The organism is Cupriavidus basilensis OR16 (assembly GCF_000243095.1).
Classification (GTDB): Bacteria; Pseudomonadota; Gammaproteobacteria; order Burkholderiales; family Burkholderiaceae; genus Cupriavidus; species Cupriavidus basilensis_D.
Genome location: NZ_AHJE01000099.1, coordinates 16,762 through 31,506, shown reverse-complemented (window position 1 = coordinate 31,506; position 14,745 = coordinate 16,762). Strand labels below are relative to the sequence as shown.

The window sequence follows — 14,745 nt, the reverse complement described above, 5'->3', positions numbered from 1 at the left end:
CTGCTACTGGCTTTCCGCGCTCTGCTGCACCAGCCAGTTGCGCAACGTCCGCGCTGCCGCGGCCTCCGCGCGGTCCTGCGGCCACACCGCGTAGTAGCCGCCGCCCAGGCTCGCGCTCGCCTCGCAGGCGCGCACCAGCAGTCCCTCCTGCAGGCAGCGGTCGATCATGTGGCGCCACCCCAGCGCGATGCCCTGGCCTTCCATCGCGAGCTGCAGCAGGATCGGATACTGGTTGGCCACCAGCTTGTGCGGCGGCCGCGCGTCCGCCAGCCCGTTGTGCGCCAGCCAGGTCTGCCACGACATCCATTGGCGCTGCCCGTCCTCCAGCATCAGCAAGGTCTCGCCGGGGAGGTCGGCCGGCTCCAGCCGGCGGCCGCCCAGGTAGTGCGGTGCGCAGACGGGAAACACGTCTTCATCGTAGAGGCGGCGCGAAGCCAGTCCCGGTGGTGGTCCCTCGCGCAGGTAGTACATGCCCACGTCGAATTCGGCGGGCGAGAGCGAGGCCAGGCTGTCGTTGACGAGCAGGCGCAGGTGAATGCCGGGATGCGCTGCGCGGAACGCGCCCAGCCTGGGGGTGAGCCAGAGCACGGCCACGCCGGACGAGCACGCCACCGTCAGCTCGCCATGACCCTTGCGCTTCATTACGTCCTCGGTGGCTTCGGCGCAGGCCGATAGCAGGCGCTGCACTTCTTCGGCATAGGCCTGGCCGCTCACGGTCAGGCGCAATGCGCGCGGCTCGCGGATGAAGAGCTTCTTGCCCAGGAAGTGCTCGAGCTGCGCCACCTGGCGGCTGATGGCGCTTTGCGTCAGGTGAAGTTCGCTGGCGGCGCGGGTGAAGCTGCCATGCCGCATGGCCGACTCGAAAGCGACCAGGCAGGGCAGGGGCGGAAGGGGGGAGATACGCATGGCGGGGACTCGACGGTTTAGTCGCCATGATAGTGCGGGGGGAGTATAAAACCGTCGGCTTCGCTACAAGTGGCTGCCAGCTAAGCCACCCCGCTACCCGGCCCTCTCCCCCTGAGGGGGCCCTGAGGGGAGAGGGAGGGACAGCCGTCGTCATGGCAGACGGCTCTGGCCTGTCCTGCCGGCTTCGTTCGGCATCCTGGCTTTCAGGCGGGCTGCCGATGCAGCTTGCCGGCCTGCATCACCAGCGCCAAGTGCTCGCCCTGGCCGCAGAGCACACCGATGTCCGCCAGCGGGTTGCCGTCCACCGCGATGAGGTCGGCCAGCGCGCCGGCCCGCACGGTGCCGAGCTCGCCTTCGCGTTGCAGGATCGCGGCGGCGGTCGAGGTGGCGCTGCGGATCGCTTCCAGGTTGCCGAGCAGCTCCGCGCGGATGCGGAACTCATCCGACTGGGCCGCGTGCATCTCGCCCAGCAGGTCGGAGCCAAAGCCCATCGGCACGCCGGCTTCCGCGTAGATGGCAAGCGAATCGCGGCCGGCCTGGCGCACGGTCTCGATCTTGGCCACCGATTCCGCCGGCAAGCCCAGGCGCGCGCCGTCGCGCGCGAGCGCCTCGTAGGTGACCAGGGTAGGCACCACGAACGCGCCGTGCTCGCGCATCACGCGAGCAGCTTCGCGGTCAACCAGGTTGCCGTGCTCGATGGTGCGCACGCCGCAGCGCACCGCGCGCGCGATGGCGCGGCCGGTATAGGCGTGCGCCATCACATACGTCTGGGCCGCCTCGGCCTCGGCCACGATGGCGCGGATCTCGTCTTCACTGTATTGCGTGTTGCCGATCGGGTCGGTGGGCGACGCTACGCCGCCGGACGCCATGATCTTGATCTGGGTGGCGCCCTTCTGGATCTCCTCGCGCACCGCCAGGCGCACCGCGTCGACGCCATCCGCCACACGGGCGATGGCGCCGGCACGGAAAGCGCATGAGCATGGCTCCAGCACGTCGGCGCGCGGGCGGAAGTCGCCGTGCCCGCCGGTTTGCGACAGCGCCTTGCCGGATGGGAAGATGCGCGGGCCAGGCACCAGGCCGGTCTCGATTGCCTGCGACAGGCCCCAGTCGGCGCCGCCCGCATCGCGCACGGTGGTGAAGCCGCGCTCGAGCATGGCCTTCATGATCGGCATGGCGCGGAACGCCACCAGTACATTAGGCTGCACCGCGTTCAGGCCGAGGTTGGCCAGCGAGGCCAGCACGTGCACGTGGCAGTCGATCAGCCCGGGCATGACGGTCTTGCCGGCGAGGTCGATCACCTGCGCGGCAGGCGCGCGGATCGGCGTGGCCGAAACTTCGACGATGCGCTCGCCTTCGATCAGCACATCGTGGCGTTGCAGGAGGCTGCCGTGGGCAGGGTCGAGGACGTTGCCGCCCTTAAGCAGGATCTGTTTCATATGCGGGACGATCATCAGGCAGGTTGAGCGGCACGGGCTGCCCGCGCGGGGTGAAGGTAGGCGGGCTCGCGCACCAGGCGCGTGCCGGCCAGGCTGATCGCGGCGGCGAACATGACGTAGAACGCCGGCGCCATCGTGCTGCCCGTGCTGGCAATCAGCCAGGTGATGATGAACGAAGCGAAGCCGCCGAAGATGGTGACTGCCAGGTTGTAGGCCACCGACAATCCGGTCGACAGCACCTTGGCCGGGAACAGTTCGGAGAACGCCGCCAGGATCGGGCCGGTATAGGTGGCGATCAGCACGCCAAACACCAGCTGGAACACCACCAGCGATGCCAGCCCCGGCGCCTGGTTGATGTAGACGAACATCGGGTAGGCCAGCAGCAGGATCAGCAGCGCGGAGGCGGACAGCAGCACCCGGCGCCCGATCCGATCGGCAAGCAGCCCGACCAGCGGCGAACACACCATGATCGCCAGGCCGCCCACCATGCCGGCGATGAAGCCAGTCGACTGCGGCACATGGAGCACTTTGACCGAATACGTCGGCATGTAGAACAGCAGCACGTAAGTGCAGACCGTCCACAGGATCACCATCGAGAAGCTGGCCGCGGTCTGGCGCGGGTAGTCGCGCAGCACTTCGGTCAGCGGCGAGTCCGATTTGTCGGTGGCATCGCGGAAGGCCGGCGTCTCGTCGAGGTGATGGCGGATGTAGTAGCCCACTGGCCCGATGACGATGCCGAGCAGGAAGGGCAGGCGCCAGCCCCAGCTATTGAGCGCCTCGGTGCTCAGCGCGGCGGTGGCGAAGGTACCGACCGCGGCGCCCAGCAGCACGGCCACACCGATGCTCGCCTGGATCCAGCTGGAGTAGTAGGCGCGGCGCTCGACCGGTGCGTACTCGGTCAGGAACGCGGTGGCGCCGCCCATCTCGCCGCCGGCGGAGAAGCCCTGCAGCAGCCGTGCCACCACAATCAGCAGCGGTGCGAAGACTCCGATCTGATCATAGGTGGGCGCCAGGCCGATCATGGTGGTGCCCAGCGCCATCAGCAGGATGGTCAGCGACAGCGCCGCCTTGCGGCCCACGCGGTCGGCGTATACCCCGAGGATGATGCCGCCGACCGGCCGCATGAAGAATCCCACGCCAAAGGTGGCGACGGCGAGCAGGAGCGAGGACAGATCGTTGCCGGTGGGAAAGAAGAGCTTCGCGATGATGACCGCGAAGAAGCTGTAGACGGTGAAATCGAACCACTCGAGACCGTTGCCGATCACGGTGGCGACGATGGCGCGGCGGCGTTGCGCGCCGCTGACGCTTGGTGGCTTCGATGGCGCTTCTGTGTGGGCGCTTGCGTGCATGACATCCTCCTGGGTTGGCGGGCCCGGCGCGCGGACCGCGTCGATGCCGGGTCGGCGTGGCAGCGCCGCCCGGCGCGGTCGGGGATAAAGCGGCGCACGGCAGGTAGTCCGATGGTAGGAGGAGCGAGGTCGGGCCGAAAACGAATTCTGCGCATGTCGTCATGCGGGCAGCGCATGGCAGGCAGCGGGCCGCACGCCGCGCAAGGGCACGCGCGGCAGTAGTGGGCAAGGCGGGCAGGGGTGCGGTGGAGGTGTGGAGGAGGTGGCGCGGCGGTGATGCGGGCAGGCAACGAGGCGGTGTCGCCGGCGCCGTCGGTGGCACCGGCACCGCCTGTCGTGGATGGCTAGCGTTCGCGCTCCCAGGTCTGGGTGCGGCCCAGCAGGCTGATGCCGATGAAGCCGCGCACGTTGAGCTTCTTGCCGTCGTCCGCCAGCGACATCTTGGTCTTGTAGAGCTTGCCGCTTTCGGGGTCGAGGATCTCGCCGCCGCCCCACTCGTTGTCGCCAGTCTTGCGCAGGCCGGTGATGATCGTCATCCCCATGATGGGCTGGTCGCGGCGCGCGTCGGTGCACTTGTCGCACACCTTGGGTTTGCCATCGCTCTCGACGAAGCTCTTGACGAGCTTGCCGCTGTAGACGCCGTTCTGTTCGCTGATCTCCACCAGGCCGCGCGGCTTGCCGGTGGCGTCGTCGATCGGTGGCGTCGTCGATGGTCCTCCATGCGCCGGACGGGGTGGCCTGGGCCAGCGCGGCGGCACTACCCAGCAGCGCACCGGCGAGCACGGTGACGCGTGCCGCGACGGCGGCTGCGCGTGCGACGGAGCGGGGGGCAGTAAAGTGCATCGGGATCTCCTCTTCGAGTTGGTGCGCGCCATGATGCCGGTACAGGACCAGCCCAGCGGCGCGCGTACGCCAATCTACTGGCGATGGGCTCGCGCTGCAATCGCCAGCCTACCTTTGCGTACGCACCAAAGCCACGTCGGCACCTGCCGGAGACCGGCCTGGCGGCTGGCAGCAGGCGGATTCTGTCATGCAGCAAATTGTCCACTGGCCGCCACTCGAAGCAATCCTCTAGCTAGGCGTTTTAATTGGTGCCGCCATGCTGCCATCCCCTCTGTCTTCCCTGCGCGCATCGGCAACCGCGCCGCCGTTGGCGGTAGTCCATTCGGATGGTGCGCGAGCCGACGCCTCGCCAGGCGATCGGCCTCCCCGGTCGAGGCACCGAGGCATCCGCTGCCGGACGCGTGCCGACACTACTACCGTCGCGACACCACTGTCGATGCGCTACGCGCGATGGCAACTCGCGCGTCGACAGCGCCTGCGCGAAGCGAGTGCGAGATGCCGTTCGGCATCGCCCGATGCATCGTTCGCGCATCGTTGGAGCGCGCGTGTCGCTGTCACGATTCTCAAACCGTTGCGTCGGCGCATCACTGCGCGCACTGTGCGTGAGCGCACGTGCCGAGTTGAGGCGACGCGCTGCGTTCGCGTTGCGCGTCGCGTTGCCCAAGCGCGTCGCCGCGGTGGCGTTGTCGATGTCCGCGCCGCGTCAGTTGGCACCCGGGCAACACGCGCGGTAACGACGATGCGACGCGTGCGCGTGATTGCCGAGCGGGAATTTCCAGCCTCCCGAAAAGCCTTTGCGCATGCGGGTTTCCGGTTTTCCGGAATGGTCGCGAAAGGCTTCGCCGATGCGCATCGAAGGCGCGCCGGCGATGACGCGCGAGATGAAAAAACGGAGCGCGCGGGCGACGTCTTCACGCTCGCGCAACGCGGTGTCGAAGCTGCGCCGAGCAGGCTCGCGAGCAGTGCCGCGAGGGTGCGAGAGACACGATGAGCGCGCAGCGCGCGCAGGCAAAGACGAGGTGAGCGCAGCGCAACGACGAAGACGATGAAGTTGTCATGCGCGCGCGCAAGTTTTTTTGCACTTTTTTCTTAACATCGCCCAACAAACGAATTATGATTCGCCTTGACAAGAGTCTCACTTCATTGCATGGCTTGAGTGGCAAGCAAGACAGCAAGATGCAACGATGAGGTTGGACGTGATGCGCAACGATGAGCGCCGCCCACTTCGATGCAATGAAACAGGTAGCTCAGGAGCACTAGAACTTTGACGCAGACCAAGCCGTACTGGTTTTCTAAAACGCGTGCAGTCTCCTTTGGCCCAGTAACGGGATGGGCGAACTACCCCCGAAAGAATGCCGTACGCGGTGTGCGTGGCTTAGCCCGCATCGCGGATATGCCGGCCGATATCTCTCTTTTCATGTCGCGTGCCGATCCGGCGGATGGCGCGGACAGATCGAATATTCCAGGGCGCGGCAAGCGTCAGAAGCCCGGCTGTGGGCTCCGCTTGGCCACATTCGCACCGCGCGCCGCGGTGCCCCTGCCACCGAATTCATTAGCGTGCGGCCACAATGCGCGCCGTGCGCCGATGAATCGCTCGCTCGATTGGGGTCGCACCGCAGTATCGCGCCTCGGGTCGGTCGGGTCGCCAACTTAGGTCATTCGATATTCACTCTCTAGTGAAGGAGTTATCCATGGCAACGACTGCAAAGAAGAAACCGGCGGCTAAGAAGGTCGCCGCCAAGCCGGCCGCCAAGAAGGCAGCCGCCCCGGCCAAGAAAGCCGCTGTGAAGAAGGTCGCCGCCAAGAAGGCAGCACCGGCCAAGAAAGCTGCGCCGGCCAAGAAGGCTGCAGTGAAGAAGGTCGCTGCCAAGAAGGTCGTAGCGAAGAAGGCAGCGCCGGCCAAGAAGGCAGCCGCACCGGCCAAGAAGGCCGCAGCCAAGAAGGTCGTAGCCAAGAAGGCCGCACCGGCCAAGAAGGTGCCGCCAAGAAGGTTGTAGCGAAGAAGGCCGCACCGGCCAAGAAGGTCGCCGCCAAGAAGGCCGCACCGGCCAAGAAGGCTGCACCGGCTGCCAAGAAGGCCGCGCCTGCCAAGAAGGCTGCTGCCAAGAAGGCTGCACCGGCCAAGAAGGCGCCTGCTGCCAAGAAGGCACCGGCCAAGAAGGCTGCTGCCAAGAAGGCCGCGCCTGCCAAGCCTGCCGCTGCACCTGCTGTTGCACCCGCTGCAGCTGCCAAGACCGCGCTGAACCCGGCTGCGGCATGGCCTTTCCCCACGGGCACCCGTCCGTAAGCGTGCCGGTAACGGCTACTGCTGGGAATTGCCAAGGCACGCAGGGCGTGCCGCACTGACCGGATACCACGTATCCGGTCCGCAAGACGCTAGTCTTGCCAACCCGCCGACGGCGCAAGCCCGGCGGGTTTTTTCATGGGCGGTCAAAACACGGCAAGCGGGATACTGGAGCGCTGGCCGGGATCGCGGCAAAGAGTAAAGAAAAAGCGCTGCTCCGGTGAAGGAGGCAGCGCTTTGCCGGGGTTGCGTTGCGGCGAGCGCCGCGCGCTCCCGGAGGTCGCTCCAGAACGTGCCAGAAGCCACTGCGCGGCAGGGCGGCACCGTGGGGGGTGCCGGCCGCTACGCGGCCATCCAGGGCCGCTTTATGCCGCGTTATGCCGCCCTATGTCGCCCTATGCCATCCCCGCGTCCCGCTCTTAGTGCGTGACGCGAGTCGTGCCGCCCGACGACAGCAAGCGCACGCGCTCGCCCGGGCGGAAGGCTTCGTCGGCGTCCTGGACGATGGCGCGCATCTCGCCGTTGTCCAGGCGCACGGTGATTTCCAGCCCGCGACGCTGGCTGATCTTGTTCTCGGCCATGCTGCCTGCGATGCCGCCGAGCACGGCGCCCAGCACGACGGCCGCCACCGAGCCGCCGCCGCTGCCGATGGTGCTGCCCGCCGCGATGCCGCCGATGGCGCCACCGGCGATGGTGCCGGCACCGGTCTGGTCGCCCTGGATCAGCACCTCGCGAACCGTCTCGACCACGCCGTAGCGCAAGGTCTGCTCACGCTGCGCCTGGCCAGGCGTATAGATGCTGGCGGAGTTCGACTGCGAGGCGCAGCCAGCCACCAGGGTGGCTGCGGCGGCGAGCGCGATGGCGCTGGTGCGAATCAGGGTGTGCATAGGATCAATCCCGAAAAAGGTGTTACTCGTAGCGGTAGCCAAAAGCGGACTGGAAGCGATCACCGATTTCGTCGCGCGACGGTTTATGGTTCTGCGGACCTTGGTGCGCGATCTTGATGGAGCCGATCAGGCTGGCAAGCCGGCCCGTTGTTTCCCAGTCGAAGCCCCGTTCGATGCCGTAAAGCAGGCCGCCGCGGAAGGCATCGCCGCAGCCGGTCGGGTCGACGACGCGATCCGCTTTTACGGAGGCGATATTGTACTTCTGCTTGTCGGCGAAGATGGTGGCGCCCTTCTCGCCGTGGGTCACGATGAACGCCTTGACCTGCGCGGCGACTTCTTCGCTGGTCCAGCCGGTACGCGACAGCAGAACCTGGGCTTCGTAGTCATTGACCGTCACGTAGCTGGCGAGTTCAACGAACTGGCGCAGATCGTCGCCGTTGAACAACGGCATGGCCTGGCCCAGGTCGAAGATGAACGGCACGCCGGCGTCGGCGAACTGGCGGGCGTGGTGCAGCATGCCTTCGCGGCTGTCGGGGGCGACGATGCCCAGGCCGGGTGCGTTGCTGCCGCCGAGCGCGTCCTGCACTTGCGAGAGCTGCGACTGGTTCATCGCGCCGGGGTGGAACGCCGTGATCTGGTTGTTCTCCAGGTCGGTCGTGATCATCGCCTGCGCCGTGAAGGTGTCGGGCAGGGTGCGGATATGCTCGGTGCTGATGCCGAGCGCGCGCAGATGTTGCAGGTAAGGCTCGGCATCGACGCCGACCGTGGCCATGACCACCGGATCGCCGCCAAGCAGCTTGAGCGAGTAGGCGATATTGCCGGCGCAGCCGCCGAACTCGCGGCGCATGGACGGGACCAGGAAGGACACGTTCAGCATGTGGATCTGGTCGGGCAGGATATGTTCGCGGAAATGTCCCTCGAACGTCATGATGGTGTCGTAGGCAACGGATCCACAGATCAGGCTGGACATGCTCTCTCCAATTCTCGTAGTGCGGGCTGACGGGGCCGCGGGCTTGGGCCGGTGCCCCTGAATGCAAAAACGGCCACCCGTTTTGCCGGGTGGCCGCGCCTGGCAGGTGGCGCGCTTACTTCAGCGCGGCCAGTGCGGCGTCGTAGTTCGGCTCGTTCTTGATTTCCGAGACCAGTTCGCTGTACTTCACGGTGTCGTTCTCATCGAGCACCACCACGGCACGTGCGGTCACGCCGGCCAGCGGGCCGGTCTTGACGTCTACGCCGTAATTGCCCTTGAAGTCGGCGCCGCGCATCAGCGACAGCGGCACCACGTTGGCCAGGCCTTCAGCGGTGCAGAAGCGGCCCATGGCGAACGGCAGGTCGGCCGAGATGGTCAGCACGACGGTGTTGGCCAGGCCGCTGGCGGCTTCGTTGAACTTGCGAGCCGAAGCCTGGCACACCGGAGTGTCCAGGCTGGGGACGATATTGAGCACCTTGCGCTTGCCGGCGAAGTCGGCCAGCGTGACGTCCTTCAGGTCCTTGCCGACCAGCGAGAATGCAGGGGCTTTGTCGCCGGCTTGCGGAAACTTGCCGCCGACTTCGATGGCGTTGCCGCCGAGGGTGACGTTGCTCATATGTGCTCCTGTGTGAAATGCGGACTCGCGAATCGGGGCGCTCGGGATGAGCGGCGAGCCCGGTGGAATTCAGGGGTAGAAGATCAGCACGCGGTAGTTTGCCGCCGCCTGCTGCGACCGGAATCGTACCCGAACCGGAAGCTCCGTGCCTGCCCGCAGGCCGTGTGCGGCAAAGGCGAGCTGCTCGGCTTCGAGGTAGTCGGCCGGTTGCAGCACACGGCGCAGCAGGAGCTGGTCCTGGAGGTCCGTCATGACCAGCTCGATGGCGGGCAGGGCCACGGTGGCGCGGCCCTGGTTGCGCAGCGTCACGGCGAGCAGGTAGGCGTCGGACGCCTCATCCTGCTTCTGTAGTTGCGAGCTCTCGATGCGCAAGGCGTCGATGTCGCGCCACGGCGCCACCTCGCAACCCAGCCGGGCGCAGGCCGCCTCGAAGGCAGGGCGCAATACGGGGAAGCGGCCGGACAACTGGCTGCGCGCCAGGTAGGTGCCTTGCACCAGGCCCGCAATCACGAGGAACCCGATCGCCAGCCTTTGCAGCATGCGCTTGCGCTTGGCCGGGCCAGGATCGCGCTCACGCGCGTGGCGCAGGAAGTCGGGCGCGAAAGATGGGGTGGCGGGCGTGTCGCTGCGCATCCACGGCCGCTCGGCCTGCCCGCGTGCCATGGCTTCGGGAATTTCGGGGAGGTCGTCCTGTGCTTCGGCGCGCAGGTAGCCGCTTGCGCTAGGGATGGCGGCGGTGTTGGCGTCGGCGGCGGCACTCGAGGCGGCATGGCTGGTGGCGGATGCTTCGTTCGCCGCTTGCGCCGTGTCGGCAGCGTTTTCCGTATCGGCGATGTCCGCGGTGTGCGTGGCATCGTCGTCGCCCAGCGTGCTGGGGTCTAGTTGCGGCCAGGATGTTGCTTCCGGCGCGGGGGCAGGTGCTTCGCTGGCCTGCGATGCCTCTACCTCTGCCTCTGCCTCTACCTCTGCCTCTGCGTCTGCGTCGGTAGCGGCGGCAAGGCCAGCTTCCTCGCCCTCGACGATGCCGGGTACGAACACCGCGGAAGGCTCGTCCTCGTCAGCGTCGGCGGTGCCGGCTTCCGGCTCCGCCTGATGGTTGCTGGCCTGCACCTGCACCTGCACGGCCTCGTCCGCTTCCGCCTGCGTCTGGTACAGCATGACGGTGGGCGCGTCGAGTGCCGGCACGTCGTAGCCAGGGTCGTAACCGGGGTCGAAGGGCGCAGCGGGAGGGCGGCTGTCGTCGGCGTCGTGTTGGGGAGGCGTGTCGAAGTGCGCTGCTTCGTGCGGCACGGCGGCGGCTTCGACTGCCTGTGCTTCGGGGGCCGGGTGCGCTCCGGCATGCGTCCGCTTGCGCGGGGCGCGCGCAGCCTGGTGTGCGCCTTCGTGCGCGTGCTCGGCGGGCGCCTCCCGTGCCGGGGGCTCGGGGGGCAGGGGCGGCAATGCTTGGTCCCGCCTGCGCGGCGGTCTCAGGGCCGGCCGGCTCGGTAGCCGGCAGCGCGATCAGGTGCTCGCGCGCATCGAAGACGGTGTCGCACTGGCCACAGCGGACCGGCGCAGCCGCAACTGGTCCGCCACCAGCCGGAAGGCGGTGCGACAGGCCGGACAACGCGTGACGAGCTTGGCTGCGGCCATGGGCTGGTCTCAGCTCTGGGTGCCGGGGCCTTCACCGCGGGTACCGTGCAGGCACACCCAGCCTTCCTCGCTGCGCCAGACCGACATGGGCAGCCAGGGCGCGTAGGCCGCGGCGACTTCATCGGCCTGGCGCTCCAGCACGCCCGACAGCACCAGCCGGCCGCCAGGGCGAACTCGCGCGCTCAGCATGGCCGCCATCAACTTCAGCGGGTTGGACAGGATATTGGCGACGACGAGGTCGTAGCTGGCCTCGGAGACGGTTTCCGGTAGCGCGAAGGTGGCCTCCACGCGATTGCGCTCGGCGTTATAGCGCGAAGCTTCCACCGCGTTGGGGTCGATATCGATGCCGAGCGTGTCGCCGGCACCCAGCTTGCGGGCCACGATGGCGAGGATGCCCGAGCCACAGCCGTAGTCGAGCACCGTTTCGCCGGCCTTGATGTTCTGTTCCAGCCACTGCATGCACAGCCGGGTGGTGGGATGGCTGCCGGTGCCGAATGCGAGGCCCGGGTCCAGCTCCAGCACCACCGCGTCGGGTTCCGGCGCCTCGTGCCACGACGGCACCACCCAGATGCGCTCGCCGATGCGGATCGGCGCGAACTGGGATTGCGTCAGGCGCACCCAGTCCTGGTCTTCGACCGGGCGCAACTGGTACGCCGGCACCGGGTCGATGCCCAGTGCATTGGCGGCGGCGGCCACCACCAGCACGGGGTCGGCGCTGTCGTCAAACAGCGCCACCACGCGCGAGCGGTTCCATGCCAGGCGGGTCGGCTCCATGCCGGGCTCGCCGAACAGCGGCTGCTCTTCGGGCGTATCGGCATCGGCGTCTTCCACCGAGACCGATAGCGCGCCGAGGTCGAACAGCGCGTCAGACCAGGCTTCGGCCTGGTCTTGTGCGATTTCGATCACACATTCCTGAAATGCCACAGGCGATCCTTGTCGATCCGTTATGACTGGCCGCGCCGGGGCTTCAGATCTTGCCGCCCTTGGCCACGTTCTTCTGGGCCAGGCGGTGCTCGAGATAGTGAATGCTGGTGCCGCCTTCGACGAAGTTGGCATCGAGCATCAGCTCACGGTGCAGCGGTACGTTGGTCAGGATGCCGTCCACCACCATTTCCGACAGCGCGATCCGCATGCGGGCGATGGCCTGCTCGCGGGTGGCGCCGTAAGTGATGATCTTGCCGATCATCGAATCGTAGTTGGGCGGCACGAAGTAGCCATCATACGCGTGCGAGTCGACCCGTACGCCGGGGCCGCCGGGCATGTGCCACGCGGTGATCCGGCCGGGCGATGGCGTGAACTTGAACGGGTCCTCGGCGTTGATGCGGCATTCGATCGAGTGGCCGCGCAGTTGCACGTCCTTCTGGCGCCAGCGCAGCTTCTCGCCAAAGGCGATGCGGATCTGCTCCTGCACGATGTCGATGCCGGTGATCATCTCCGTGACCGGGTGCTCGACCTGCACGCGCGTGTTCATCTCGATGAAGTAGAACTCGTTGTTCTCGTACAGGAATTCGAAGGTGCCGGCGCCACGGTAGCCGATCTTCTTGCAAGCCTCGGCGCAGCGGTCGCCGATGCGCTCGATCAGGCGGCGCGGGATGTGCGGCGCGGGTGCTTCTTCGATGACCTTCTGGTGGCGGCGCTGCATCGAGCAGTCGCGCTCGCCCAGCCAGATCGCCTGGCGATGCTGGTCGGCCAGGATCTGGATTTCGACGTGCCGGGGGTTCTCCAGGAATTTCTCCATGTAGACCTCCGGATTGCCGAAGGCACGGCCGGCTTCTTCGCGCGTCATGTTGACCGCGTTGACCAGGGCTGCTTCGGTGTGCACCACGCGCATGCCGCGGCCACCGCCGCCGCCCGCTGCCTTGATGATGACCGGATAGCCCACGGCACGCGCCGTGGCCAGGATTTCCTTGGGGTCGTCGGGCAGGGCGCCCTCGGAGCCCGGCACGCACGGCACGCCGGACTTGATCATGGCCTGCTTGGCCGAGACCTTGTCGCCCATCAGGCGAATGCTCTCGGAGGTCGGGCCGATGAAGACGAAACCGGACTTTTCCACGCGTTCGGCGAAGTCGGCGTTTTCCGACAGGAAGCCGTAGCCCGGGTGGATGGCTTGCGCGTCGGTCACCTCGGCGGCCGAGATGATGGCCGGCATGTTGAGGTACGACAGCGGCGAGGGTGCCGGGCCGATGCAGACGGCTTCGTCGGCCAGCTTGACGTATTTGGCTTCCTTGTCGGCTTCCGAATACACCACCACAGTCTTGATGCCGAGCTCGCGGCAGGCGCGCTGGATGCGAAGGGCGATTTCACCGCGATTCGCGATCAGAATTTTTTCAAACATAGTCACTCTCTGCGAGGAGAAAGGCGGTCCCACCGCGGCGGATCGTGGCATCCCCGGCGAGGGCAGCCGGAGTGCTGGCGGGGGTGCTGGCACCGGGACGAGGAACGCCCGGTGGCCGCCGCCGCCGTGGCTGGCCGGAGAACTCCGGCGCAGGCTGCGGGCGGCGCGGCATGCCGGTCAGTTTCAGCCGATGATGAACAGCGGCTGGCCGTATTCCACCGCCTGGCCATTCTCGACCAGGATTTCCTTGATCACGCCAGCCTTGTCCGACTCGATCTCGTTAAGCAGCTTCATCGCTTCGATGATGCAGACCGTCTGGCCTTCCTTGACGGTATCGCCCACATTGACGAACGACGCGGCGCCCGGCGAGGGTGCGCGATAGAAGGTGCCGACCATCGGCGAGGTCACGACATGGCCCACCGGCAGTTGCGGCGCGGCCGGCTCGGTACCGGCGGCGGGCATTGCGGCCGGCGCGGCGGCCGGGGGCAGTGCCTGCATCGGCTGCATGGCCATCGGCGCGGCGATGACCTGCGGCGGCGCCTTGACGATCCGCACCTTGCCTTCGCCTTCGGTGACTTCCAGCTCGGAGATGCCGGACTCGGCCACCAGGTCGATCAGCGTCTTCAGCTTGCGCAGGTCCATCTTCTATCCTCCTGAATCGGGTTGTCCGGCGGCCACCGCTCTGGTGGCTGCGTCCGGGAAAAACTGACGCCTCCGGCGGGCTGCCTTGGTCCGCCGCGAAAAACGGCGGCGGGGCAGGCGCCGGGGGCGCGGTAACGGTTTAAGAAATCAATGGGCGGATCAGGCCTTGGGCGGTGCCTGCTCCAGCTCCTGCCCGAGGGCATATTCCAGCGCCAGCAGGTACCCCTGCCAGCCAAGTCCGCAGATCACTCCGATCGCCACATCGGAGAAGTAAGAGTGATGACGGAAGTTCTCGCGTCGATGCACGTTCGACAAGTGGACTTCCACAAACGGAATCGCCACCCCGGCCAGCGCATCGCGCAGCGCTACGCTGGTATGCGTATAGGCGGCCGGGTTGATGACGATGAAATCCACACCCTCTTCACGTGCCGCGTGGATACGATCCACCAGCGCGCCCTCATGGTTGGACTGAAACGTAGCCAGGGCGATGCCGGCCTGGCGGGCTCGCTGCGCGAGGGCCAGGTCAATATCGGCTAGTTTCGTGTACCCATAGGTTTCCGGCTCCCGCGTGCCCAGCAAATTCAGGTTCGGCCCGTGCAGGACCAGCACCTTGCGGTAGCGGGGGGAGCGGCGTTCGGGAGGTGTATCGATCACGGCGGCTCGACCATTTCAACGAAATTGCGCGGAGATTACCGTAGCTTAGAGTGATTTGTCTAGCAGCGTAGACATAGGCAGCTTCGAAGCAGGCGAGTTTCCTGACCTTGTTCCGCACTTTGGGGTGGTGAAATCGTGTTTCGATCAAATTGCGTGACGATCGAACAAGATTAGGGGGGAATCGCCAAAAA

General features: G+C 66.8%; 14 protein-coding genes and 1 pseudogene. 1 reads left to right on the top strand and 14 read right to left on the bottom strand.

Annotated elements, in window-relative coordinates; translation table 11 throughout:
- Positions 1 to 3 precede the first annotated feature (3 nt).
- The 5 genes from OR16_RS30245 to OR16_RS30225 form a co-directional block, all read right to left on the bottom strand.
- Positions 4 to 906 (bottom strand): LysR substrate-binding domain-containing protein, encoded by a 903-nt coding sequence (locus OR16_RS30245; RefSeq protein WP_006162474.1) that lies wholly within the window; start codon positions 904 to 906, stop codon positions 4 to 6.
- Between the two features lie 203 nt (positions 907 to 1,109).
- On the bottom strand, positions 1,110 to 2,342 hold the full coding sequence (locus tag OR16_RS30240; protein WP_043421778.1) for a metal-dependent hydrolase family protein: 1,233 nt from the start codon (positions 2,340 to 2,342) through the stop codon (positions 1,110 to 1,112).
- 14 nt (positions 2,343 to 2,356) lie between these two features.
- Entirely contained in the window at positions 2,357 to 3,691 is a 1,335-nt protein-coding gene (locus tag OR16_RS30235) for an MFS transporter (protein ID WP_006162472.1), read from the bottom strand.
- Between the two features lie 344 nt (positions 3,692 to 4,035).
- Positions 4,036 to 4,464 (bottom strand): DUF2147 domain-containing protein, encoded by a 429-nt coding sequence (locus OR16_RS30230; protein WP_423739696.1) that lies wholly within the window; start codon positions 4,462 to 4,464, stop codon positions 4,036 to 4,038.
- A gap of 773 nt (positions 4,465 to 5,237) precedes the next feature.
- Positions 5,238 to 5,459, bottom strand: coding sequence for a hypothetical protein (locus OR16_RS30225; RefSeq protein ID WP_006162470.1), 222 nt, complete (start codon positions 5,457 to 5,459; stop codon positions 5,238 to 5,240).
- Between the two features lie 766 nt (positions 5,460 to 6,225).
- Here OR16_RS30225 and OR16_RS30220 point away from each other — a divergent pair.
- Positions 6,226 to 6,821 (top strand): annotated as a pseudogene (locus OR16_RS30220) (histone H1-like DNA-binding protein).
- Positions 6,822 to 7,237: 416 nt separating this feature from the next.
- Here the strand turns inward: OR16_RS30220 and OR16_RS30215 are convergent.
- The 9 genes from OR16_RS30215 to aroQ all read right to left on the bottom strand — a co-directional run bounded on the left by OR16_RS30215 (position 7,238) and on the right by aroQ (position 14,554).
- Positions 7,238 to 7,705, bottom strand: a complete 468-nt coding sequence (locus OR16_RS30215; protein ID WP_006162468.1) for a hypothetical protein — start codon at positions 7,703 to 7,705, stop codon at positions 7,238 to 7,240.
- Between the two features lie 22 nt (positions 7,706 to 7,727).
- The gene (locus tag OR16_RS30210) at positions 7,728 to 8,675 is read right to left on the bottom strand and encodes a carbohydrate kinase family protein (RefSeq protein ID WP_006162467.1); all 948 of its coding nucleotides are present in this window, start codon (positions 8,673 to 8,675) and stop codon (positions 7,728 to 7,730) included.
- A gap of 115 nt (positions 8,676 to 8,790) precedes the next feature.
- Positions 8,791 to 9,291 (bottom strand): thiol peroxidase, encoded by a 501-nt coding sequence (gene tpx / locus OR16_RS30205; RefSeq protein WP_006162466.1) that lies wholly within the window; start codon positions 9,289 to 9,291, stop codon positions 8,791 to 8,793.
- Between the two features lie 69 nt (positions 9,292 to 9,360).
- Complete coding sequence (locus OR16_RS46555) at positions 9,361 to 10,731, bottom strand: DUF3426 domain-containing protein (RefSeq protein WP_006162465.1); 1,371 nt, start codon at positions 10,729 to 10,731, stop codon at positions 9,361 to 9,363.
- 60 nt (positions 10,732 to 10,791) lie between these two features.
- Positions 10,792 to 10,923, bottom strand: a complete 132-nt coding sequence (locus OR16_RS46550) for a zinc-ribbon domain-containing protein (RefSeq protein WP_081488919.1) — start codon at positions 10,921 to 10,923, stop codon at positions 10,792 to 10,794.
- 9 nt (positions 10,924 to 10,932) lie between these two features.
- Entirely contained in the window at positions 10,933 to 11,847 is a 915-nt protein-coding gene (gene prmA, locus OR16_RS30195) for a 50S ribosomal protein L11 methyltransferase (RefSeq protein WP_043421755.1), read from the bottom strand.
- Between the two features lie 43 nt (positions 11,848 to 11,890).
- Positions 11,891 to 13,258, bottom strand: a complete 1,368-nt coding sequence (gene accC / locus OR16_RS30190) for an acetyl-CoA carboxylase biotin carboxylase subunit (RefSeq protein WP_006162463.1) — start codon at positions 13,256 to 13,258, stop codon at positions 11,891 to 11,893.
- 183 nt (positions 13,259 to 13,441) lie between these two features.
- Positions 13,442 to 13,900: an acetyl-CoA carboxylase biotin carboxyl carrier protein gene (gene accB / locus OR16_RS30185; RefSeq protein ID WP_006162462.1), complete on the bottom strand. Its 459-nt coding sequence runs from the start codon at positions 13,898 to 13,900 to the stop codon at positions 13,442 to 13,444.
- A gap of 159 nt (positions 13,901 to 14,059) precedes the next feature.
- Positions 14,060 to 14,554 (bottom strand): type II 3-dehydroquinate dehydratase, encoded by a 495-nt coding sequence (gene aroQ / locus OR16_RS30180; RefSeq protein ID WP_006162461.1) that lies wholly within the window; start codon positions 14,552 to 14,554, stop codon positions 14,060 to 14,062.
- Positions 14,555 to 14,745: the final 191 nt, after the last annotated feature.